Raw genomic sequence first — 20,578 nt, forward strand, 5'->3', positions numbered from 1 at the left:
ACCGTGCCATGTCCCGGCCGCTGTCCGAGCGTGAGGGAACGGGGGTGGCACGGTGACCGAGATCCTGCTTCTGCTGCTCGCCCTGCTCCTCACCCTCGCCTGCGCGCTGTTCGTGGCGGCCGAGTTCTCCCTGACCACCGTCGAGCGCGGTGACCTGGAGCGCGCCGCCGGCGCGGGGGAGCGAGGCGCCGAAGGCGCCCTGAAGGCGGTCCGGCGGCTGACCTTCCAGCTGTCCGGCGCCCAGCTCGGCATCACCGTCACGTCGCTGGTCATCGGCATGCTCGCCGAGCCCTCGCTCGCGGTCCTGCTGCGCGGGCCGCTCGAAGCGGCCGGGCTCGGCGGAGCCGCGTCCCCGGTGGCGAGCGTCCTCGGCGTGATCGTCTCCACCGTGGTCCTGATGGTCGTCGGCGAACTGGTGCCCAAGAACTGGGCGATCTCCCGGCCCCTCGCCGTGGCCAAGGTGGTGGCGGCGCCGCAGCGCGGCTTCACCGCCGCCTTCGGACCGTTCATCCGGCACCTGAACAACACCGCGAACCACGTCGTACGCCGCTTCGGCCTGGAGCCCGCCGAGGAACTGGCCTCCGCGCGCACCCCCGAGGAGCTGGTCGCCCTGGCCCGGCGCTCGGCCGCCGAGGGCGCCCTGGAGGCGGACTCCGCCGAACTGTTCGTCCGTACCCTGCACCTGAGCGAGCTGACGGCACAGAACGTGATGACCCCGCGTGTGGACGTACGGGCCCTCGAGGCGCACGCCACGGCCGCCGACGCCGCGAACCTGACGCACGCCACGGGCCTGTCCCGCTTCCCCGTCTTCCGCGACAGCCTGGACGAGGTCATCGGCACCGTGCACATCCGCGACGTGCTCGCCCTGGCCCCCGAGATGCGGCAGCTCACCCCGGTCACCGACCTGGCCGCCGAGCCCCTCCTGGTGCCCGACAGCCTGCCCGCCGACCGGCTTCTGGAGCGGATGCGTCGGACCCGCACGATGGCCGTGGTCATCGACGAGTACGGCGGCACGGCCGGGGTGGCGACGGTGGAGGACATCGTCGAGGAGGTCGTCGGCGAGGTCCGCGACGAGCACGACCCCGTCGAGGTCCCCGACCTGCTGCCCGCGCAGGCCGCGTCGGACGGCCGCACCACGTGGGAGGCCGACGGCGGCGTCCGCATCGACCAGCTCGCCGCGATAGGGCTCACCGCGCCCGAGGGTCCGTACGAGACCGTCGCCGGCCTGATCGCCACCCGCCTCTCGCGCATCCCGGCCAAGGGCGACGCCCTGGACCTCGACGGGTGGGAGCTCGCCGTCCTGACCGTCGAGCACCACCGCGCCGACCGGATCCGCATCACCGAACCGGCGCTCCAGCTGCCCCGCCAGGCCGTGGAGGAAGCCCGATGACCACCCTGCAGCTCGCCATCGGCGCCCTGACCCTGCTCACCAACGCCTTCTTCGTCGGCGCCGAGTTCGCCCTGATCTCCGTACGCCGCAGCCAGATCGAGCCCCGCGCCGAGGCGGGCGACAAGCGCGCCCGCATCACCCTGTGGGGCCTTCAGCACATCTCCGCGATGATGGCCACCGCCCAACTCGGCATCACCGTCTCCTCGCTGGTGCTCGGCGCGGTCGCCGAACCCGCCATCGCGCACCTCCTGGAGCCCGCCTTCGAGGCGGTCCACATCCCGCACGCGCTCGTGCACCCGATCGCCTTCGTCATCGCCCTGACCGTGGCGACATATCTGCACATGCTGATCGGCGAGATGGTGCCCAAGAACATCGCGCTCGCCGCGCCCGCGAGGACCGCCCTGCTGCTCGGCCCGCCGCTGGTGGCGCTCACCCGCGCCCTCAAGCCGGTCGTCTTCGGCATCAACGCCTTCGCCAACACCCTGCTGAAACTGCTCAAGGTCGAGCCGAAGGACGAGGTCGAGTCCGTCTACACCGACGACCAGCTCGCCCGCATGGTCGTCGACTCCAGCGCGGCCGGGCTCCTGTCGGCGGCCGACGGCGAGCGGCTGCGCGACGCGCTGGAGCTGGGCACCCGGCCGGTGGGCGAGATCCTCGTACCGGTGGCCAAGATGCGCACCGTCGAGGCCTCGGTCACCCCGGCGCGCCTGGAGCGGGTGGCCGCCGACGCCGGTTTCTCCCGCTTCCCGGTGACCGGTCCGGGCGGCACCCTGCTCGGCTACCTCCACATCAAGGACACCCTGGGCATCGCCGAGCGGGACCGGCCCTTCCCGCGCGGCGTCCTGCACGTGGTCACGCGGGTGCACATCGACACCCCGCTGGACGACACCCTCACAGCGCTGCGGGCCGCGGGCAGCCACCTGGCGGCGGTCACCGGCGAGAGCGGCACGGTGCTCGGGTTCGTCACCATGGAGGACGTCCTGTCCGAGCTGGTCGGGCCCTCACCGGCGGCGCTCAGCTGATTCACAGGTGGCGTGGCTGTACGTGCGGGGGCTCCGGTGGCTAGGGTGCCCGTGATGTTCTACACAGGTGTAGCACCCGCATTGGACGTAAGACGCGCGACCGCGGGCCCGGGTTCCCCCGGGAGGTCCCGTGAGTGAGCCTGTCCGCTCGATGAACCAGACCGGGGCACTGCGGGCGCCGCTGCCCGCCGCGCGCAGTGCCCCTCCGGCGGCGGCTGAGGCCCCCACCGTGGCGCCGAAGCCGCTCGTCAAGCGCCGGGACTCGTTCTTCGACAACGCCAAGTACCTGGCGATCGTGCTGGTCGCGATGGGCCATGCGTGGGAACCGCTGCGCGGCGACAGCCGGGCCGCGGCCGCGCTCTACATCACCGTCTACACCTTCCACATGCCGGCGTTCATCGTCATCTCCGGCTACTTCTCGCGGAGTTTCGACGCGAGCCCGGGCCGCCTCAAACGCCTGGTGACGGGCATCGCGGTGCCCTACGTCATCTTCGAGGTCGCCTACACCTTCTTCAAGCGCTGGGCGGGCGACGACCCGACGTACCCGATCAGCCTGCTCGACCCCTGGTACCTCACCTGGTTCCTGGTCGCGCTCTTCGTCTGGCGGCTGACCACCCCGCTGTGGAAGCTGGTCCGCTGGCCGCTGCCGATCGCGCTGGCCATCGCCATACTCGCCTCCGTCTCGCCGGACATCGGCGACGACCTGGACCTGCAACGGGTGCTGCAGTTCCTGCCGTTCTTCGTCCTCGGCCTCTGCCTGAAGCCCGAGCACTTCCAGATCGTGCGCCGCCGTGAGGCCCGGCTCCTGGCGCTGCCCGTCTTCGCCATGGCGCTGCTGTTCGCCTACTGGGCCGCGCCGCGCATGAACGCCGCGTGGTTCTACCGCAGGGACAGCGCGCAGGAGTTGGCGGCGCCCGGCTGGTCCGGGGCCGTGATGACGCTCGGGATGTTCGGCTGCTCGATGGTCCTCGTCGCGTGCTTCTTCGCCTGGGTCCCCGGCCGCAGGCTCTGGTTCACCGCCCTTGGCGCGGGCACGCTCTACGGCTATCTGCTGCACGGGTTCATCGCCAAGGGCTCCCGCTTCTGGGACTGGTACGACCTCGACTGGCTGCACACGCCTCTCGGCGAGATCACCGTCACCCTCGGCGCCGGGGCCCTCATCACCGTGCTGTGCACGCCACCCGTGCAGCGCCTCTTCCGGTTCGCGATGGAGCCCGACATGGAGTGGGCGTTCAAGAAGGACGCGAAGGCGGTGGCCCGCGGCAGAGGCGCACACCGGCGGCGCTGACGGGCCGTGCGTCCGCTCCGCTCCCGGCGGCTCGACTGCCGCCGGGAGCGGAGCAGTTGCCCGTCCCGTGGATCAGGCGGTGTTCAGCTCGTAGAAACCCCTGCCGAAGGTCGCGGCCACCAGGCGGTGGTTGCCCGCGTCGTACTCGATGTCGTCGACCGGCACCGCGGGCATCCCGCGGCCCAGGCGCGTCCAGTGGCCTCCCTTGGCGCCCGAGGTGAACACACCCTGGTCGGTGCCGATGTGGAGCGTGCCGCCCCGTGCGATGACGAGGTCGTTGACGGGCGCGTCCGGCAGGTTGCCGGACAGGTTCCTCCAGTGCGCTCCGCCGTCCGTACTGCCGTAGACGTGCGGCGTGCCGGAGCCGGAACGGTAGGCGGAGTGCGTGGTGTACACGCGGTCGGCGTCACGCGGGTCGACGACGACGCGGGTCACCCAGGGGAGCCCCTCGGCGAGCTTCGTCCAGTGCGCGCCCCGGTCCTTCGTGACCCAGACGCGGCCGTCGTCCGTGCCGGCGTAGACGGTGCGGCCGTCCGCGGCCGGGGCGATCGAGGTGATCGTGCCGTAGTTGGTGTAGATCGGGTCGGGGCCGGGGCCGCCCGACAGATCCGGGCTGATGGCCTGCCAGGTGGCGCCGCCGTCCGTGGAGCGGTTGAGCACCTCGGAGCCGTAGTAGAGGATCTTCGGATCGCGGGGATCGAAGACGACCGGCGTGAACCAGTTGCGGCGCAGATACGTGGTCTTGTCGGCGAAGTACGTGAGCGTGTCGCCGCCGTCGGTGGAGCTGAAGCAGTTGCCGTACTGGTAGCAGGCGTAGACGTTGTTCACGTCGGTCGGGTTGATCAGGTTCTCCTCGCCGTCCCCGCCGAGGTACTCGTTGAAGCGATCGCCTCCCCAGGAACGTATCGAGCCGTTGTCCTGCGAGCCCCCGGAGATCCGCGAGGTGTCCTGCGGGGATATCGCCGCGCTGTAGAGCTGGGTGTACGGCTCGTGGCGCGCCTTGACCCAGCCGCCGTCGCCGTTCGCGTCGGAGCGGTAGACGCCGCCGTCGTTGCCCAAGTAGACGCGGCCGGGGCGGCGCGGGTCCCAGATCATCGCGTGCTGGTCGACGTGGATGCTGGTGTCGTCGGCCGTCCAGGTGGCGGCACCGTCCTTGGAGGTCATCAGCGGGACGCCGGCGACGTGCACGTGCTCGGCGTCGCGGGGGTCGGTCCAGATCTTGCCGAACCACCAGCCGAACGTGGACTGCGAGTCGGTGAGCTTCTGGTCGGCCGGGGTCCGCTTCCAGGTGTCGCCCGCGTCCGTGGAGGCGTAGAAGCCCTCGAAGGGGCCGTCCGTCTTGTTGACGATGGCGTAGGCACGCTCCCCCGCGACGGCCAGACCGATCCGCCCCACGTCCGGGCCCCGCGCGGGCAGGCCCCCGCCGAGCCGCTTCCAGGTCCTGCCGTCGTCGCCGGAGCGGAAGATGCCGGAGCCCTCACCGCCGTAGGTGCGGCGTTCGGGTGTGCGGCGGTGGTCCCACAGCACGGCGTACAACTGCTTGCCCCGGACGACGATCTCGGTGGCGCCGGTGAACTCGTTCGCCCCGGTGAGGATGCGCTGCCAGGTCCTGCCGCCGTTCTCCGAGCGGTAGACGCCGCGGTCACCGCCGCCGTTGTAGAGCGAGCCCGCGGCGGCCACGTAGATGCGCCGCGGGTTGGCCGGGTCCACCGTGATGGCGCTGATCGCGCCCGAGTCGCGAAGGCCGGACTGCTTCCAGTGCCTGCCGCCGTCGGTGCTGCGGTAGAGGCCCGTTCCCTCGTACGTGATGCTGCCGCCGCCGGGGTTGGGCTCGCCGGTCCCCGCGTACAGGGTGCCGTCGGGCCCCGTGGCGAGCGCGCCCATCGCCTGCGTCCAGCCGTCGGGCCACGCGGACTCGAAGGTCTGCCCGGCGTCCGTGCTGCGCCAGACGCCGCCGCTGGCCGCGGCGGCGTACAGGGTGTCCGCGCGCTTGGGGTCGAGGGCGAGGGAGACGACGCGCCCGCCGATGTTGGTCGGCCCGACGGACTTCCACCGGCCGCCGGTGGTGGGCAGTTCGCGGGCCTGCGCGGCGGCGTCCGCGTGGGCGTGGCGCGGAATCGACTCTCCGGGGACGGTCTTCTGGAGGTAGCGGTACTCGGCGGGCGCGGCGGGACCGCGTACGGGGCGGTAGACGTCCCCCGGTGGCGGGGGCGCCGCGGAGGCCGGTGCCGTGACCATCAGGACACCCGCGAGCGGGGCGAGGAGCAGGTGAAGCAGGCGTCTGCGCATGGGCTTCCCTCTTCTTCCTTCCACGTCCTTCGGCATGGCCATTTCAAGCTGTGCCGACGGTAGGGGAGGGGACGGGGGAGCAGAAGGTCACAACCCGGCCGTTGTGCCGCACGGGCCCGGGTGTGCGTGTGTGCCGCGGGAGTTCGGCGGCGGCTCACCGAGGCGGCGGCCCCGGCCGGCGCCAAGATCGTGGTCCTCGAACCCGCCGGGATCTCTGAGTGCGACGCGCAGGCCCCCTGGGCACCGGTACCCGACAGCGGTATGCCGGGTGTTGATGACCCGTCAACCACGAAAGGGTGGGCCAGAGATGTGGACCGCCGGATTTTGGAAGGCCACCGCGGAGCGTGCGCTGCGTACGTTCGCGCAGTCGCTCGCCGCCGTCCTGGTCGCCGGGGCGACGACCCTCCTGGACGTCGACTGGAAGGCGGCGCTCGCCACCGCGGGGATGGCGACGCTGCTCGCCGTCCTCACGGCGGTCGGCGCCGCGAACGTCGGGGCGCGCGGGCCCGGCATCATGGAGACGCCCACCGCCCGCAGCCGTCAGGCCGGGCCCTGATCGGACCGGTCCACGCGGCCCGCTTCCACCGCGAGCCGTTCGCCCTTGAACCGCTCCCGCAGCCTTCGGTCGTGCGAGACCACCACCAGCGTGCCCCGGTAGCCCGCAAGCGCCTCGTCGAGCTCTTCGACCAGCGCGGGGGAGAGGTGGTTCGTCGGTTCGTCGAGCAGGAGGAGGTCGGCCGGGCGGGTCACCAGGCGGGCCAGGGCCAGGCGGCGGCGCTGGCCCACCGAGAGGCCCTTCAGCGGCACCACCAGATCCTCCTCGCGGAACAGGCCGAGGGACAGGAGCGTCGGGGCGTGGTCCTCGGGCAGGCCCGCGAGGCCCGCCGCGAACGCGTCGAGCAGGGGGAGGGTGGTGTCCTCGCCGGTCACGTACTCGATCTCTTGCGGCAAGTAGCCGATGCGGGAAGGGAGTTGGGTGTCCCCGCCGTCCGGGGGCAGCACTCCCGCCAGGACGCCGAGCAGCGTCGACTTGCCCGCGCCGTTCACGCCGGTCACCAGCGTGCGCGAACCGGGGGCGAGGAGAAGGTGATCGACGGTCAGGCGCTCGCCCACCGTGACGCCGGTCAGGCAGACCGGGCGTACGAAGGGGTGGTCGCCGCCCTCGATGCCCTCGCCGGGCGTGAAGTGCAGCGGGTCGGGCGGGCGCGGCACCGGCTCCGCGTGCAGCCTGCGCAGCCGCTCGCGCGCGTTGCGGACGAGACCGGAGATCTGGCCCTCCACCGACCGCTGGTGGCCCGCGAAGCGCGGGCTTTCACTCATCCGCCAGCCCGTCGCCAGGCGGTCACAACCGCCCTCCGCGAGTCGCTCCTGGCGCGCGACCTCCTCGCTCCACTTCCTGTAGCGCTCCTCCCAGCGGCGCCGGGCCGTGGCGCGCTGCTCCAGGTAGCCGTGCCAGCCGCCGCCGAAGCGCGCCACGGACCTGCGGTCGCCGTCGACCTCGACGATCACCTCGGCGACCCGGTCGAGGAAGACGCGGTCGTGGGTGACGGCGACGACCGTGCCCCGGTGCGCGCGCAACCGCTCCTCGAGCCAGCCGAGCGCCTGGTCGTCCAGGTGGTTCGTCGGCTCGTCCAGGAGCAGCAGTTCGGGCTGCGGCGCCAGGACGCAGGCGAGCGCGAGGCGCGCCGCCTCGCCGCCGGAGAGCGACCCCAGGGGGCGCGAACGCTCCAGATGGGGGACGCCGAGGCCGTGCAGCGCGGCTTCCAGGCGCGCGTCGGCGCGGTAGCCCTCACGTGCCTCGAAGGCCGCGACGAGGTCCCCGTACGCGGCGAGTCCGTCCGGCCCCGCCGAGCCCAGCGAGTCCTCCGCCTCCCGGATGCGCCGCTCCAGGTCCCGCAGCTCGGCGAGCGCGTCGTCCACCGCGTCCTGCACGGTGGCGTGCGGCGGCAGGCGCAGGGTCTGCGCGAGATAGCCGGTGCCGCCGTCCGAGACGACGGCCACCTCGCCGTCGGCGGGCACGAACTCGCCCGCCATCAGGCGCAGGAGCGTCGACTTCCCCGAGCCGTTCTCACCGATGACACACGCCTTCTCGCCGGGCCGCACCGACAGGGAGACCCGTTCGAGAACGGGCCGCTCCGGATATCCGTACGACACGTCGCGCAGGACGAGTTGACTCACGGCGCGCATCCCCCTCGCGTCAGGCGGGCTGACCGAACAGCTCCCGCAGTACGTCCTCCATCGTGACCATGCCGGCCAGCCTGCCGTCCGAGCCGAGCACCGCCGCCACGTGCGTGCGGCTGCCGCGCATCGCGGTCAGCACGTCGTCCAGCGGCGTCGTCTCGCGGACCTGGGCGATCTTCCGCATGTCCGGCACCCGGAACGGCAGATCGCGGGGCATCCGGTCGAGCGCGTCCTTGACGTGCAGATAGCCGACGATACGACGGCCGTCGTCCACGACGGGAAAGCGCGAGAAACCGGACTCCGCCGAAAGCCGCTCCAGCTCCTCCGGTGTCACGCCCACCCGGGCGTAGACCACGCTCTCCAGCGGCAGCACCACGTCCCTCACGGGGCGGCGGCCCAGCTCCAGGGCGTCGTGCAGCCGCTCCTGGGCGCGGTCGTCGATGAGACCCGCCTCGCTGGAGTCCTTGACCATCCGGGCGAGCTCGTCGTCCGAGAAGGACGCGCTCACCTCGTCCTTCGCCTCGACCCTGAGCAGCTTCAGGAGGCCGTTGGCGAACGCGTTGATCGCGAAGATGACCGGGCGCAGCGCCCGCGCGGTCGCCACCAGCGGCGGACCGAGCAGCAGCGCCGTGCGCACCGGCTCGGCCAGCGAGATGTTCTTGGGGATCATCTCGCCGAGCAGCATGTGCAGGTACGTCGCCACCGTCAGGGCGATGACGAAGGAGATCGGGTGGACCAGTCCGTGCGGCACCCCGACCCCGTCGAACATCGGCTCCAGGAGGTGCGCGATCGCCGGTTCGGCGACGATGCCGAGCACCAGCGTGCACAGCGTGATGCCGAGCTGCGCCGCGGCGAGCAGCGCGGAGACGTGCTGCAGGCCCCACAGCACGCTCTTGGCACGCCGGTCGCCGTCCTCCGCGTACGGCTCGATCTGGCTCCTTCGTACGGAGATGAGGGCGAACTCGGCGCCCACGAAGAAGGCGTTGACGACGAGGGTCGCCAGGCCGATCAGCAACTGGACGGCGATCATCGCTCCTCCTCCTGGTGGTCGTCGTGCGGGGGTGCGTGCAGCAGGACGCGGGCGGCGCGGCGGCCGCGGGCGTCCACGACGTCGAGCCGCCAGCCACCCACCTCGACGCTGTCGCCCTCGGCGGGGATGCGGCCCAGCTCGGTCGCGACGAGCCCGGCGAGCGTCTCGTAGGGTCCGTCCGGCGCGCGCAGGCCGACGCGGGCCAGCTGGTCGGTGCGGGCCGAGCCGTCGGCGGAGTACCGCGTGCGGCCGTCGTCGTCCGCGCCCGCGGCGGCGATGTCGGGCGTCTCGTGCGGGTCGTGCTCGTCGCGGACCTCGCCGACGACCTCCTCGACGATGTCCTCCAGGGTCGCGACGCCGGCCGTGCCGCCGTACTCGTCGATGACCACGGCCATCGTGCGCTTGCCGGAGAGCCGGTCGAGCAGCCGGTCGACGGTCAGCGACTCCGGTACGAGGAGGGGCTCGCGCATCAGCTCGGCGACCGGGAAGCGCGCCCGGCGCTCGGCCGGTACCGCCAGGACGTCCTTGATGTGCGCGACGCCGACGACCGAGTCGAGGTTGCCGCGGTAGACGGGGAAGCGGGACAGGCCCGTCGCCCGGGTGGCGTTCGCGACATCCTCACAGGTGGCGAGGACGTCCAGGGCCATGACCTGGACGCGCGGCGTCATCACGTTCTCCGCGGTGAGGTCGGCGAGGTTGAGGGTGCGCACGAACAGCTCGGCGGTGTCCGCCTCCAGGGACCCCTCCTTCGCGGAGTGCCGGGCGAGGGCCACCAGCTCCTTGGGGCTGCGCGCGGAGGCCAGCTCCTCGGTGGGCTGGATGCCGAAGCGGCGTACGGAGCGGTTCGCGGTGTTGTTCAGATGCGCGATGAAGGGGCGGAACAGGGAGCTGAACAGGCGCTGCGGGGTCGCCACCCGTTTGGCGACGGCCAGCGGGGACGAGATCGCCCAGTTCTTGGGGACCAGCTCGCCGACGACCATCAGGAAGACCGTCGACAGGGCCGTGCCGATGACCAGGGCCACCGACGAGGCCGCCGACGAGGGGATGCCCATGGCGCGCAGCGGGCCCGAGATCAGCTTGGCGATGGAGGACTCGGAGAGCATGCCGACGACCAGGTTGGTCACGGTGATGCCCAGCTGGGCCCCGGAGAGCTGGAAGGTGAGGTTCTTGACCGCCTTGAGGGCGCCGGCGGCGCCGCGCTCGCCGCGTTCGGAGGCGCGCTCCAGTTCGCTGCGCTCGACCGTCGTGAGGGAGAACTCCGCCGCGACGAAGACGCCGCAGGCCAGCGAGAGCAGCACCGCCGCGAGGAGCAGGAGCACTTCGGTCATCGGGTCACCTCCGTCCCATGATCGGGCAGGGACCGGGGGAATGCGCGATGTCGGGTACTGGGAGGCTCGCCCATGGGCGGACGCTCACACCTTTCGTTGACGTTCGAGTGGTCCGTCCATGTTAAAGGACCAGCAAAGCCCACTCCTGCGGACCGATCTCGGGTACCCCGGGTTCGGCCGGTCAGTCGGTGAGGTGCTTCACCCAGCGGCTCCACTGCGGCTGGGGCGCGTAGCCCGCGGCGTGCCAGGCGTGGTGGGCCTGTTCGTTGCGGTCGAGGACCATGGCGTCGCCACGGCGCCCGCCGAGGCCCACGAAGCGCTCCTCCGCCGCGGCGAGCAGCGCCGAGCCGATGCCCTGGCGGCGGTGGTCGGGGTGCACGGCGAGGCGGTAGAGGTGGCAGCGCCAGCCGTCGAAGCCGGCTATCGCGGTGCCCGCGAGGATGCCGTCGCGCTCCGCGAGCAGCAGGGCCTCGGGGTCGCGTGCGACGAGGCGGGCCACTCCGTCGCGGTCGTCGCTGATGCTCGTTCCCTCCGCGGCCTCGCGCCAGAACCGCAGGACGGCGTCGATGTCCGATGGGGTCGCGCGGCGGATGTGGAGATCGCTCATGGGCAGATGTAAGCAGCGCGGCGCCCTGTCTGGCGAACGGTATAAACTTTTTCTAGAAAAAGACTCTAGAAACGGCGCTGTTTGGGCGAGAATCTCACTCATGGTCAATCGTGAGTCCCAGCCGGTGCACCAGCCGGTCCCCGGCAACCCCTACGCCCAGCCGCCACCCGCCCCGCCCACCCCGGGCCGCCCGCGGAGGCTCGGCGTCGCCATCGGTGCCGGCGCCGTCGCCCTGGTCCTGATCGGCGTGGGCCTCTATGCCGTCACCCAGGGAGATGACGGCGGGAGCGGTAACGGTTCCCGTGAGCCCGTCGCGGCGCAGACACGTCAGTCGCCCGACCGCGAGGGGGAGTCGGCCGAGCCGGACGGGGACGCCGACGCGAAGGACGACGGATCGGCCGAGGTGATCGACGTCAACGCGGGGCGCAAGCCCGGTGAGGCCAAGGCCTGGGCCGCCATGAACGACCTGGAGCTGCCCGGCAAGGGCGCGCAGCTCCAGGACCTCTGGCACGTGCCCGGGATCGTGGCCCAGGCCGAGTACAACGAGGTCACCGGCTACAAGACCGCGGACGGCTCCAAGGCGTGGACGGTGCCGCTGCCCGGTCCGGTGTGCGACACACCGGTGAACCCCACACCGGACGGCAAGGTCGTCGTCGCGTACACGAAGAGGAAGTCCGAGCAGAGCTCGAAGTGCGACCAGCTGCGGATGATCGACCTGAAGACCGGCGAGAAGGGCTGGCACAAGGAGCTCACCGCGGGCGGCTTCTGGGACGACACCAGCATGACCCACGTCTCCATCACGGGCAGCACCGTCCTGGTCGACCAGAGCGCCACCATGCGCGCCTACCGGATCGGCGACGGCAAGCGGCTGTACACGACCAAGCGGGAGCGGGAGGGCAACTGCTCCATGGACGGCGTCGCGGGTGGCACGGCGCTGCTCCAGGTGGAGTCCTGCGTGCCGGGGAGCCCCGGCACGCACGGCCGGCTCAAGAAGCTCGACCCCCGCACCGGTGACGTCAAGTGGAGCTACCGGACGAAGAAGGGCTGGGGCATCCGGAAGGTCTACTCCGTCGACCCCGTCGTGATCACCGTCCAGAACCGCGAGGAGATGGACAGGTGGGCCGTCGTCGCCGTCGACGACAAGGGAGAGCAGCGCTCCTGGATCACCGCCGACAAGGGCCCGCACGCGTTCGAGATGTGCGCCGGGGCGGGAGACTCCGGCGAGGGCGTCCAGAACTGCCCGGGGGCCGCGGTCGGCGCGGACACGCTCTACCTGGCGACCGAGCCCAAGGACGGCGTCCTTGGACCCAACAAGATCGTCGCCTTCGATCTCCGTACGGGGAAGGCCAAGTGGACCGGAGCGGTCGACGGCGGGCGGCAGATCACGCCGGTGGCGGTGGGCGGCGCCGACCGGCGCGGAACGGTCGTCTACGTACAGGCGCAGAGCGGCAAGAACGGGCAGACCGTGCGGTTCGGCCCCGGTGGCGGCAAGCCGGACGTGCTCCTGCGCCACACCTCGGCGGCCCAGGAGATGGAAGCCGGGATGTTCGCCGGCCACACCCTGTACGCCGACGGGCGGTTCTTCGTGACCCCCACGCTCCTGTCCGGCAAGAGCCACGGCGGCAAGGGCGAGGAGGGCAACGCCCGCATGCTCGCCTTCGCCCGGTGAGGCTCCCGCCCCGGGCGCATGCTCGCCTTCGCCCGGTGAAGCCCCGCACCGGGCACCCCCGTGCCCCCGCGGGCGGCCGGGCCCAGGCCTCGCCCCCGCAGCAGACACCCCCACCCGCCCCAGCAGTGGAGCCACGATGACGCAGCCCTTCCCGCCGCCCGAGCAGTCCCCGCAGGGCCCGCAGCCTCCCCAGGGCGGCTTCGGCCCGTCCCCGCAAGGCGCCTTCGGCCCGCCCCAGCAGGGGCAGACCCCCGGCTTCGGCCCGCCTCTCGCCCCGCCGCCCAGCGGCTTCGGCCCGCATCAGGTCTACCAGTCGATACCCGACCCCAGCCCGCCACCGGGACCGGGAGGCAGCCGGCGCGGGCGCCGCACCGCGATCGTCGTCTCCGTCGTCGCAGCCATCGGACTGATCGCGGGCGGCGGTGTCTGGTACGCCGTCTCCTCCGGCGACGGCAAGGACAAGACCGCGGCCAAGCCCGCCGGTGACCGAGCCAAGCCCCGGTACGTGAAGCCCCAGGAGAAGGCGCCCGCCGATCCGAAGGCCTACTTCAAGGCGTCGGGCGTGCAGCCCGAGCTGCCCAAGGGGGAGAACACCTGGCAGACCAAGGGCTCCTGGCTGACCGACAAGGTGTACGCCAAGGCGTCGGTCGACAAGATCGTGGGTCTCGACGCCACCACGGGGGAGGACAGGTGGACCCTGCCCAAGCCCGGCATGGCGTGCGCGGGCTCCCCGGACGTCGGCAAGGGCGGCGTCGCCGTGGTCGTCACGGGGGCCAAGGTGCACGACGACCGCGGCTTCCGCGCCCCGTGCACCGAGGTCACCGCGTTCGACGTCGACAAGGGCAAGAAGCTGTGGACCAAGTCGCTCACCATCGGCTACCAGAAGGAGAAGACGGCCTTCAACCAGGTCACCATCAGCGGTGACACGGTCGCCGTCGGCGGCCTGTACGGCGGCGCGGCGTTCGATCTGCGGAGCGGCGACATCCTGTGGGAGCCGAAGCAGGGGGACAAGTGCCGCGACGTCGGCTACGGAGGCGGCGCGCGGCTGGTCGCGGTCCGCTCCTGCGGTGAGTACGGATCGGAACGGTTCAAGGTCCAGCTCATCGACCCGGCCACGGGAAAGTCCCGGTGGACCCACAAGCTGCCCGCGGGCGTCCGGGCCCCCAGCGTGATCTCCACCGAGCCGGTGGTCGTCGCCCTCGACTCCGGTGAGATCAGCGCGTCCGGCGCCACGGACGTCTTCTCCCTCGACGAACGGGGCGAGCGGCGCACGCGGATTCCCCTGCCGGACGACAAGTACCTGCACGAGTGCGGCACCGCGTCCATCGTCCAGGACTGCCGGGGCATCGTGGTGGGCAACGACAAGCTCTACGTGCCCACCAAACAGCGCGACGGGGTCAAGGAGTTCTCGTCGACGAACGACATCGTGGTCTTCTCCCTGGCCACCGGAAAGACCACGGGGCAGAAGATGGAGGCGGGCGACAGTTCCCCCATCTTCCCGATCCGCATGGACGGCGGGAACGTACTCGTCTACAAGAGCGCCCCCGTCACGCAGGTCGTCTCCGTCGACGGCAGGACGCTGAAGAAGGAGACGGTGCTCCTGGACGCCACCACCCGGCCGAGCATGCTGTCGCCCTTGAGGTCCGAACTGCTCTTCAGGAAGAACACGCTCTACCTCAGCTCCGACCTGCTCGCGAAGCCGTCGACGAAGGGCAAGGAGACGATCATGATGTACGGGTTCGCCGCGAAGTAGCCGACGCGCGGCGAGCCCTCACTCGCCGCGCAGCTCCTCGATGACCGGACCGAACGCCTCGAAGTACGGTTCGAGGACGGTGATGTAGGAGAAGCCGTACCGCTCCCGCTGGGCGCGCACCTGGTCCGCGATCTGCCGGACGGTGCCGATCAGCAGGAGCGGCAGGGCGAGGGCCTCGTCCTCGGTGAGATGCGGGATGTGCTCCAGGACCGGTTTGACCGCTCCCCGGCGGTCGTCGGTCACCTCGACCAGCTGGATCAGCAGGTTCAGCTCGGCCGGTTCGGAGCGGCCCGCGGCGAAGCGCCGGTAGGCGGCGACCCGCTCGTCCAGCTCCTCGGGCGTGAGGTGGCTCATCTTGCCGCTGCTGTCGCCCGGGGCCACCTTGGCGCCGGTGAACGCCGCGATGTCGGCGTGCTCGGCGGCCAGCTTCAGCATGCGGTCGCCGTTGCCGCCGACGAGGAGCGGCGGCCGGGGTTTCTGCACAGGCCGCGGCTGGTGCTCCTCGGAGCCGAGGAGCCGGTCCAACTCCTCTACGGTGCGCCGGAGATGGCCCACGCGCTCACCGGGCGTGCCCCAGGGCAGGCCGGCCGCGTCGTGCTCCGGTTTGACGTAGCCCGTGCCGAGCCCCAGCTCCAGGCGGCCGTCCGTGAGCGCGTCCGTGGTCGCCACCTCGCGGGCGAGCAGCATGGGGTTCCAGAACCCGGCGTTCAGCACGAACGTCCCGACGCGTGGCCGCTCGGTGGCCTCGGCGGCGGCGACGACCGAAGGGAACGGGGCGGGCATGCCGAGATGGTCGGCCACCAGGATGACGTCGTAGCCGAGCGCCTCCGCCTTGCGGCACTTCTCGCGCCACGCGTCGCCGGTGGAAGCGGTGACCATGTTGACACCGAAACGGAACGGGCGGCTCATGAACTCTCCCCACGCGTACGCACAGTTGGGAACGACCGCCCCAGTCCATCACTCGTGCGCGATGGCCGCCAGCACATTCATGCGCGACGCACGCAGCGCGGGCAGCAGCGCCGCCGCGAGGCCGACGACCACCGATCCGATCAGCACCGCGATCACGGTCGTCCAGGGGATCGCGAACGCCGTCATGCCCTGTAGCGCGAGCACCTGCTGCGCCGCGACGCCCCACACCAGACCGAGCGCGAGCCCGAGCAGCGCGCCGAACACCGCGATCACCACCGACTCCAGGCGGATCATCCGGCGCAGCTGGCGCCGGGCGAGCCCGATGGCGCGCAGCAGACCGATCTCGCGGGTGCGCTCGACGACCGACAGGGCAAGGGTGTTGACCACGCCGAGCACCGCGATGATGATCGCCAGGCCGAGCAGGGCGTAGACGAGGTAGAGCATCACGGCGATCTGCTCGCGGATCAGTTCCTTGTAGTCGGCCTGGTCGCGGACCTGGACCTGCGGATACGGGTCGAGGGTCTTCTCCAGCCGGTCGCGCAGCGTGTCGTCGTTCGTGCCCGATGCCGCGTTCACGTACAGCGCGGAGTCCTGGCCGCCCGGCACGTACTCCTCGACCGTCTGCATCCCGAAGAAGATCCCGCCCTCGACGCCGAACCCCTCGGCTCCCGGCTGGTCGGTGAGCGCGCCCACCGTCAGCTCCGTCCTGCGTCCGCCGGGGAACTCCACGGGCAGCTCGGAGCCCATCCGCACCTTGTGGTCCCGCGCGAAGTCCCGCTGCATGGCGATGCTGCCGGGCGCGAGCGCCCGAGCGGTGTCGCCCTCGACGTACGTGACGCGGGCGACGTCGTCCAGGCGCGTGTCGTAGCCCGCCGCGGTCGTCTCCACGTTCTTGCCGTCCGGCATGGACACCTTCACGGGCGCGAACCGCTGGCGCACCACGAGCCCGGCGCCGTCGGTGTCCCGCACCTTCTCGGTGATCTCCTGCGAGAAGGGCATGAAGTTGCTGTTCTGTACGACGAAGTCGGCGCCCAGCGTCTTGTCGATCTGCTCGTCGAACGACTTGGTCATCGACGCGCTCGCCACCGACATGCCGCTCACCAGCGCGAGCCCCACCATCAGCGCGGCGGCCGTGGCGCCCGTGCGGCGCGGGTTGCGCAGCGCGTTGCGCTGGCTCATCCGGCCGACCGAGCCGAACAGGGCGGGGAACGCGCCGCCGAGCACCCGGATCACCGGGCGGACCAGGAGCGGTCCCGCGATCACGGTGGCGATCAGGGTGAGGACGAGGCCGAGGCCGAGCAGGGACGCCGCCGACGAGGTCTTCTCCGCGGTGGCGCAGCCCACGAGCGCTGCGGCGCCCGCGGCCCCGACGATCAGGCCGACCGCGGCACGGATCTTCAACGGCCGTCCCACGCCCGCGATCTCCGCGTCGGCGAGCGCCGCCATCGGCGAGACGTGCGCCGCACGCCGGGCCGGGAGATACGCCGCGACGAACGTGACGCCGACCCCGACGACGTACGAGGCGACGGGAGTTCCCCACCCGATGACCATCTCGGTGGACTTCAGGTTCATCCCGAACAGGCCCATCAGCTCGATGAGCCCGACCGCGAGACCGATCCCCGCCGCGAGACCGACCGTGGAGCCGACCGCGCCGAGCAGGACCGCCTCGGTGAGCACGGAGCGCCGGACCTGCCTGCGGTCGGCGCCAAGGGCGCGCAGCAGGCCCAGTTCGCGGGTGCGCTGCGCGATCAGCATCGAGAAGGTGTTGACGATGAGGAAGATGCCGACCAGGACGGCGATACCGGCGAAGCCGAGCATCACGTACTTGATGACGTCCAGGAACCCGCCCAGTTCGGACGCCGCCGAGTCGGCCTGTTCGTCGGCGGTCTTCAGGTCGTAGCCCGAGCCGAGGTCGGCGGCGATACGGCGCTTGAGCTCGGTGTCGCTCACGCCGGGAACGGCGTCCACCGAGATGCCCGTCGCCGCGTCCTTGTCGCCCAGGAGCTCACGCTGGGCGGTCGGGGTGTCCAGGAAGACCAGGGCCGCGCCGGGGTTGGTGGTGGTGAAGGTGACGATGCCGACGACCTCGACCTTGAACGAGCCGGGCGCGGCGAGCACCGTGAGGGTGTCGCCGATCTTCACGTCCTTCTTGTCGGCCGTGTCCTTGTCGAGCAGCGCCTGGTCCTCGCCGCGCGGGGCGTGACCCGATGTCAGCTCGACGGGGCTGCGGTCGGTGACGTACCAGTTGGTGGCGATGGTGGGGGCGCCGGTGGTGGAGCCCACCGATTCCTTCTCGCTGTCGACGACCGTGATGTTCTCCACGGCCGTGTCCACCCGCGTGCGGGCGACCCCGTCGACCTTGGCGACGCGGTCGGCGAGCTTGGCGGGGATCGTCGGCGTCTGCCCCGACGGCACCGCCTCGTCGAGGTTCTCCTTCGGCTCGACGGTCACATCGGCGGACGTCGAGGCGAAGAGCCGGTCGAAGGTGCGGGCCACCGTGTCCGAGAAGATGAGGCTGCCCGCGACGAACGCCACCGAGAGGATCACGGCGAGGGCGGAGAGCAGCAGCCTGCCCTTGTGCGCGAGGAAGCTCCTGAGCGTCGCCTTCAGCATCGCCGCAGCCGCCTCAGTCCCGGTCCGGAGCGCCGTCGGCGCCCGGGACGCCCTGGGAGCCGTCGGCTTCGGGACGGCTCTCCTGTGGCAGCGCGTGGATCACGTCGAACCGTTTGAGGCGTTCGAGGACCGACTCCGCCGTCGGGCGCGGCATCTCGTCGACGATGCGGCCGTCCGCGAGGAAGAGCACCAGGTCGGCGTGGGCGGCGGCGCCCGGGTCGTGGGTGACCATGACGACGGTCTGCTCCAGCTTGTCGACAGCCTCGCGCAGGAAGCCGAGCACTTCGAGTCCCGCGCGCGAGTCGAGGTTGCCGGTCGGCTCGTCCGCGAAGATCAGCTCGGGGCGCGATGCGAGCGCCCGCGCGCAGGCCACGCGCTGCTGCTGGCCGCCGGAGAGCTGGGCGGGCCGGTGTTTGAGGCGGTCGCGCAGGCCGAGCGTGTCGATGACGTGCTCCAGCCAGGCACGGTCGGGGCGCTGGCCCGCGATGTCCATCGGCAGCGTGATGTTCTCGACGGCGTTGAGGGTGGGGATGAGGTTGAAGGACTGGAACATGAATCCGATGCGGTCCCGCCGCAGCTGCGTCAGCTCCCGCTCCTTGAGCCCCGTGATCTCGGTGTCGCCGAGCCACACCTGACCCGCGGAGACCGTGTCGAGCCCGGCGAGCAGATGCATGAGCGTGGACTTGCCCGACCCGGACGGGCCCATGACCGCCGTGAAGCGGCCGCGTGCGATGTCCACGTCGACCGCGTCGAGGGCGAGCACGGTGGTCTCGCCGGAGCCGTACGCCTTGGTCAGACCGCGTGCGCGGGCGGCGACCTTGGCGGGCTCCGCGAGGCCGGTGGCCGGTGCAGAAGCAGGTGTGGACAAGGCCGCCTCCTGGGTCGTGACCGATCCAACTCCCGTAATCCTGCCGAGAGTAGAGGGTCGGGGCGGGTGCCGGTATCCCTCCAAGGTCGTGAACCGAAGACGTATGTAAGGGGCACTGTCCCGGGTGTGTTGTCCCGGTTCCGTCCCCCGGCCCGGTCCCGGCCGTCCTGTGCGCCCCTGCGCCCTCCCATGCCCTCTTGTCGGTGCTAGCGCCGCGGCGCTAGCTTGAGGGGATGGCGAAGACCCAGCTGAACGTGCGGGTGGACGAAGGCACCGCCCGGGCCGCGCGCGAGCGCGCTCTTGCCCGCGGGATGAGCGTGAACCGCTACATCGAGGAACTGGTCAAACAGGACGCCGGCGAGGTCGGTCACACCTTTGTCGAGGCCGCCGCCGACTTCATGAAGCAGTACGAATCCGTCTTCGCCGAAGAGTTCGGTCCCGAGCGCGAGGGTCGTCGTTAAGCCCTTGAACCTCAGAATCGATCTTGCCTGGCTGTTGATGATCGCCGAACACAAGACGCCCGGAGACCCGCAGGTCACCGACTGGGGTGCCCTGGTGGCCGCCGTCAGCCGGCACGAGGCGGAGATATTCGGTGTGCCCGTCTACGAAAGCGCGCACGACCGCGCCGCCGCCCTGCTCCAGGTCCTCCTGCACATCCCCGCCCTGGAACGCTCCAACGCCCTCTTCGCCTCGTCCGCCGCCTACGCCTATCTGGTCGCCAGCGGCCTGAAGGTCGTCACCTCGCCCGAGCAGGTGCGCGAACTGGCCCGGCTGGTGAAGGAGGACGGGGCGAGCGTGCACGCCATCGCGGACGAGCTGCGGAAGTGGAGCCTGTAGCCGCCCTACGAGCCGCCGTCCGGCAGCGCCTCACAGGTCGGTGGCCCGCTGGTGGCGCGGCTCGTACATGCCGACCTCGCCGCCGCCCGGCAGCTTGAAGCGGGTGAGCAGACCCCAGCCGGCGTCGGTGACCGGCTGGGTGAACTTCACGCCCCTGGCGGTCAGTTCACGCACCGTCGCCGCCACGTCGTCGCACATCAGATAGAGCTCGTGGGACTCGGGCCCGGGGGTGGGATGAATGGCGGCCTCGGCGGGCGGCAGCCTGAAGATCAGCCAGCCGCCTCCCGCGTCGACGTGCGGGTACTCCAGTACGTCCCGGAAGAAGGCCCGGTCGGCTTCGGCGTCGTTGCTGTAGATGATGAGGTGCGCACCATTGATCATGCGGCGAGGATAGGTTCGGTGGGAGAGAGCCGCACTTCAGGAGGACGCCCATGCCCGCCGCCATCCAGCCGATGATCATCACCCCTGATCTCGACCGCCTGTTGCGGTTCTACCAGGAGCTGCTCGGGGCCGAGGAGGTGTCGAGGACCCCGGAGGAGGGGCCCGCGTTCTTCGTCGACCTGCGCATCGGCGACTCGGAGCTCGGCGTCGTCGCGGACGCGAGCGTGCCGCTCGGCACGGCGCAGCGGATTCTGCTGAGCGTGGCGGTGGCGGAGGTGGACGACCTCCTCGAGCGGGTGGACGCCCTGGGCGGGGAGGCGCTCGGTCCGGCCAACGACATGCCGTGGGGGCAGCGCGTGGCGCACATCAAGGACCCGGACGGCAACGCGGTCAACCTCACGCAGGTGATCTGA

18 protein-coding genes are annotated in these 20,578 nt (G+C 71.4%); 9 read left to right on the top strand and 9 right to left on the bottom strand.

From position 1 onward, the window contains the following. The first annotated feature begins 52 nt into the window (after positions 1-52). The 3 genes from ACIGXX_RS31685 (at position 53) to ACIGXX_RS31695 (ending at position 3,700) form a co-directional block, all read left to right on the top strand. Positions 53-1,390, top strand: a complete 1,338-nt coding sequence (locus tag ACIGXX_RS31685) for a hemolysin family protein (RefSeq protein WP_351164249.1) — start codon at positions 53-55, stop codon at positions 1,388-1,390. Beyond that, on the top strand, positions 1,387-2,412 hold the full coding sequence (locus ACIGXX_RS31690) for a hemolysin family protein (protein WP_351164250.1): 1,026 nt from the start codon (positions 1,387-1,389) through the stop codon (positions 2,410-2,412). Before ACIGXX_RS31685 ends, ACIGXX_RS31690 begins: the two co-directional genes overlap by 4 nt. 151 nt (positions 2,413-2,563) lie before the next feature. Then, positions 2,564-3,700 (top strand): acyltransferase family protein, encoded by a 1,137-nt coding sequence (locus ACIGXX_RS31695; protein WP_383821644.1) that lies wholly within the window; start codon positions 2,564-2,566, stop codon positions 3,698-3,700. A gap of 72 nt (positions 3,701-3,772) precedes the next feature. Here ACIGXX_RS31695 and ACIGXX_RS31700 read toward each other — a convergent pair whose 3' ends face one another. Next, the gene (locus ACIGXX_RS31700; RefSeq protein ID WP_361466784.1) at positions 3,773-5,989 is read right to left on the bottom strand and encodes a glycosyl hydrolase; all 2,217 of its coding nucleotides are present in this window, start codon (positions 5,987-5,989) and stop codon (positions 3,773-3,775) included. 307 nt (positions 5,990-6,296) lie between these two features. Here ACIGXX_RS31700 and ACIGXX_RS31705 point away from each other — a divergent pair, with 307 nt between their 5' ends. Next, entirely contained in the window at positions 6,297-6,545 is a 249-nt protein-coding gene (locus ACIGXX_RS31705) for a holin (protein WP_351164253.1), read from the top strand. Here ACIGXX_RS31705 and ACIGXX_RS31710 read toward each other — a convergent pair. The 4 genes from ACIGXX_RS31710 to ACIGXX_RS31725 form a co-directional block, all read right to left on the bottom strand. Beyond that, a complete protein-coding gene (locus tag ACIGXX_RS31710) occupies positions 6,530-8,176 on the bottom strand; it encodes an ABC-F family ATP-binding cassette domain-containing protein (RefSeq protein ID WP_399980741.1) in 1,647 nt (548 codons plus the stop codon). The two genes, ACIGXX_RS31705 and ACIGXX_RS31710, sit on opposite strands and share 16 nt — an antisense overlap. Positions 8,177-8,186: 10 nt before the next feature. Then, positions 8,187-9,200 carry a hemolysin family protein gene (locus ACIGXX_RS31715; RefSeq protein ID WP_351164255.1) on the bottom strand — a complete coding sequence of 338 codons (1,014 nt, stop codon included), beginning with the start codon at positions 9,198-9,200 and terminating at the stop codon, positions 8,187-8,189. After that, positions 9,197-10,528, bottom strand: a complete 1,332-nt coding sequence (locus ACIGXX_RS31720; protein WP_351164256.1) for a hemolysin family protein — start codon at positions 10,526-10,528, stop codon at positions 9,197-9,199. The genes ACIGXX_RS31715 and ACIGXX_RS31720 overlap by 4 nt, the downstream gene beginning before the upstream one ends. Before the next feature lie 181 nt (positions 10,529-10,709). Beyond that, entirely contained in the window at positions 10,710-11,135 is a 426-nt protein-coding gene (locus tag ACIGXX_RS31725; protein WP_399980745.1) for a GNAT family N-acetyltransferase, read from the bottom strand. A gap of 100 nt (positions 11,136-11,235) precedes the next feature. On the opposite strand from ACIGXX_RS31725, the gene ACIGXX_RS31730 reads away from it, so the two are divergent. Then, complete coding sequence (locus ACIGXX_RS31730) at positions 11,236-12,804, top strand: PQQ-binding-like beta-propeller repeat protein (protein ID WP_361466792.1); 1,569 nt, start codon at positions 11,236-11,238, stop codon at positions 12,802-12,804. Between the two features lie 136 nt (positions 12,805-12,940). Continuing rightward, positions 12,941-14,557, top strand: coding sequence for a PQQ-binding-like beta-propeller repeat protein (locus ACIGXX_RS31735; RefSeq protein WP_399980748.1), 1,617 nt, complete (start codon positions 12,941-12,943; stop codon positions 14,555-14,557). A gap of 18 nt (positions 14,558-14,575) precedes the next feature. On the opposite strand, the gene ACIGXX_RS31740 is transcribed toward ACIGXX_RS31735, so the two are convergent. Genes ACIGXX_RS31740 through ACIGXX_RS31750 form a run of 3 tightly spaced genes read right to left on the bottom strand, consistent with a single transcriptional unit; the run spans position 14,576 to position 18,947 of the window. After that, positions 14,576-15,466, bottom strand: a complete 891-nt coding sequence (locus ACIGXX_RS31740) for an LLM class F420-dependent oxidoreductase (RefSeq protein ID WP_351164261.1) — start codon at positions 15,464-15,466, stop codon at positions 14,576-14,578. A gap of 48 nt (positions 15,467-15,514) precedes the next feature. Beyond that, positions 15,515-18,079: an ABC transporter permease gene (locus ACIGXX_RS31745; RefSeq protein ID WP_399980752.1), complete on the bottom strand. Its 2,565-nt coding sequence runs from the start codon at positions 18,077-18,079 to the stop codon at positions 15,515-15,517. Between the two features lie 13 nt (positions 18,080-18,092). Then, complete coding sequence (locus tag ACIGXX_RS31750) at positions 18,093-18,947, bottom strand: ABC transporter ATP-binding protein (RefSeq protein WP_383821346.1); 855 nt, start codon at positions 18,945-18,947, stop codon at positions 18,093-18,095. A 233-nt stretch (positions 18,948-19,180) separates the two neighbouring features. Between ACIGXX_RS31750 and ACIGXX_RS31755 the strand changes: the two genes are divergently transcribed. Together ACIGXX_RS31755 and ACIGXX_RS31760 are read left to right on the top strand one after the other, a co-directional pair. Then, positions 19,181-19,408 carry an antitoxin gene (locus ACIGXX_RS31755; protein WP_190078868.1) on the top strand — a complete coding sequence of 76 codons (228 nt, stop codon included), beginning with the start codon at positions 19,181-19,183 and terminating at the stop codon, positions 19,406-19,408. A 4-nt stretch (positions 19,409-19,412) separates the two neighbouring features. Then, on the top strand, positions 19,413-19,784 hold the full coding sequence (locus ACIGXX_RS31760; RefSeq protein ID WP_351164265.1) for a fic family toxin-antitoxin system, toxin component: 372 nt from the start codon (positions 19,413-19,415) through the stop codon (positions 19,782-19,784). A 30-nt stretch (positions 19,785-19,814) separates the two neighbouring features. Here ACIGXX_RS31760 and ACIGXX_RS31765 read toward each other — a convergent pair whose 3' ends face one another. Continuing rightward, positions 19,815-20,165 (bottom strand): VOC family protein, encoded by a 351-nt coding sequence (locus tag ACIGXX_RS31765; protein ID WP_351164266.1) that lies wholly within the window; start codon positions 20,163-20,165, stop codon positions 19,815-19,817. A 50-nt stretch (positions 20,166-20,215) separates the two neighbouring features. Between ACIGXX_RS31765 and ACIGXX_RS31770 the strand changes: the two genes are divergently transcribed. Beyond that, positions 20,216-20,578 carry a VOC family protein gene (locus ACIGXX_RS31770; protein ID WP_351164268.1) on the top strand — a complete coding sequence of 121 codons (363 nt, stop codon included), beginning with the start codon at positions 20,216-20,218 and terminating at the stop codon, positions 20,576-20,578.

It is taken from the genome of Streptomyces sp. NPDC055243, assembly GCF_044544025.1.
Taxonomy (GTDB): domain Bacteria; phylum Actinomycetota; class Actinomycetes; order Streptomycetales; family Streptomycetaceae; genus Streptomyces.

Coding starts and splice junctions, on each gene's coding strand:
- ACIGXX_RS31690 (WP_351164250.1), top strand. CDS start 1,387: ATGACCACCCTGCAGCTCGCCATCGGCGCCCTGACCCTGCTCACCAAC.
- ACIGXX_RS31695 (WP_383821644.1), top strand. CDS start 2,564: ATGAACCAGACCGGGGCACTGCGGGCGCCGCTGCCCGCCGCGCGCAGT.
- ACIGXX_RS31700 (WP_361466784.1), bottom strand. CDS start 5,989: ATGCGCAGACGCCTGCTTCACCTGCTCCTCGCCCCGCTCGCGGGTGTC.
- ACIGXX_RS31705 (WP_351164253.1), top strand. CDS start 6,297: ATGTGGACCGCCGGATTTTGGAAGGCCACCGCGGAGCGTGCGCTGCGT.
- ACIGXX_RS31710 (WP_399980741.1), bottom strand. CDS start 8,176: ATGCGCGCCGTGAGTCAACTCGTCCTGCGCGACGTGTCGTACGGATAT.
- ACIGXX_RS31715 (WP_351164255.1), bottom strand. CDS start 9,200: ATGATCGCCGTCCAGTTGCTGATCGGCCTGGCGACCCTCGTCGTCAAC.
- ACIGXX_RS31720 (WP_351164256.1), bottom strand. CDS start 10,528: ATGACCGAAGTGCTCCTGCTCCTCGCGGCGGTGCTGCTCTCGCTGGCC.
- ACIGXX_RS31725 (WP_399980745.1), bottom strand. CDS start 11,135: ATGAGCGATCTCCACATCCGCCGCGCGACCCCATCGGACATCGACGCC.
- ACIGXX_RS31730 (WP_361466792.1), top strand. CDS start 11,236: ATGGTCAATCGTGAGTCCCAGCCGGTGCACCAGCCGGTCCCCGGCAAC.
- ACIGXX_RS31735 (WP_399980748.1), top strand. CDS start 12,941: ATGACGCAGCCCTTCCCGCCGCCCGAGCAGTCCCCGCAGGGCCCGCAG.
- ACIGXX_RS31740 (WP_351164261.1), bottom strand. CDS start 15,466: ATGAGCCGCCCGTTCCGTTTCGGTGTCAACATGGTCACCGCTTCCACC.
- ACIGXX_RS31745 (WP_399980752.1), bottom strand. CDS start 18,079: ATGCTGAAGGCGACGCTCAGGAGCTTCCTCGCGCACAAGGGCAGGCTG.
- ACIGXX_RS31755 (WP_190078868.1), top strand. CDS start 19,181: ATGGCGAAGACCCAGCTGAACGTGCGGGTGGACGAAGGCACCGCCCGG.
- ACIGXX_RS31765 (WP_351164266.1), bottom strand. CDS start 20,165: ATGATCAATGGTGCGCACCTCATCATCTACAGCAACGACGCCGAAGCC.
- ACIGXX_RS31770 (WP_351164268.1), top strand. CDS start 20,216: ATGCCCGCCGCCATCCAGCCGATGATCATCACCCCTGATCTCGACCGC.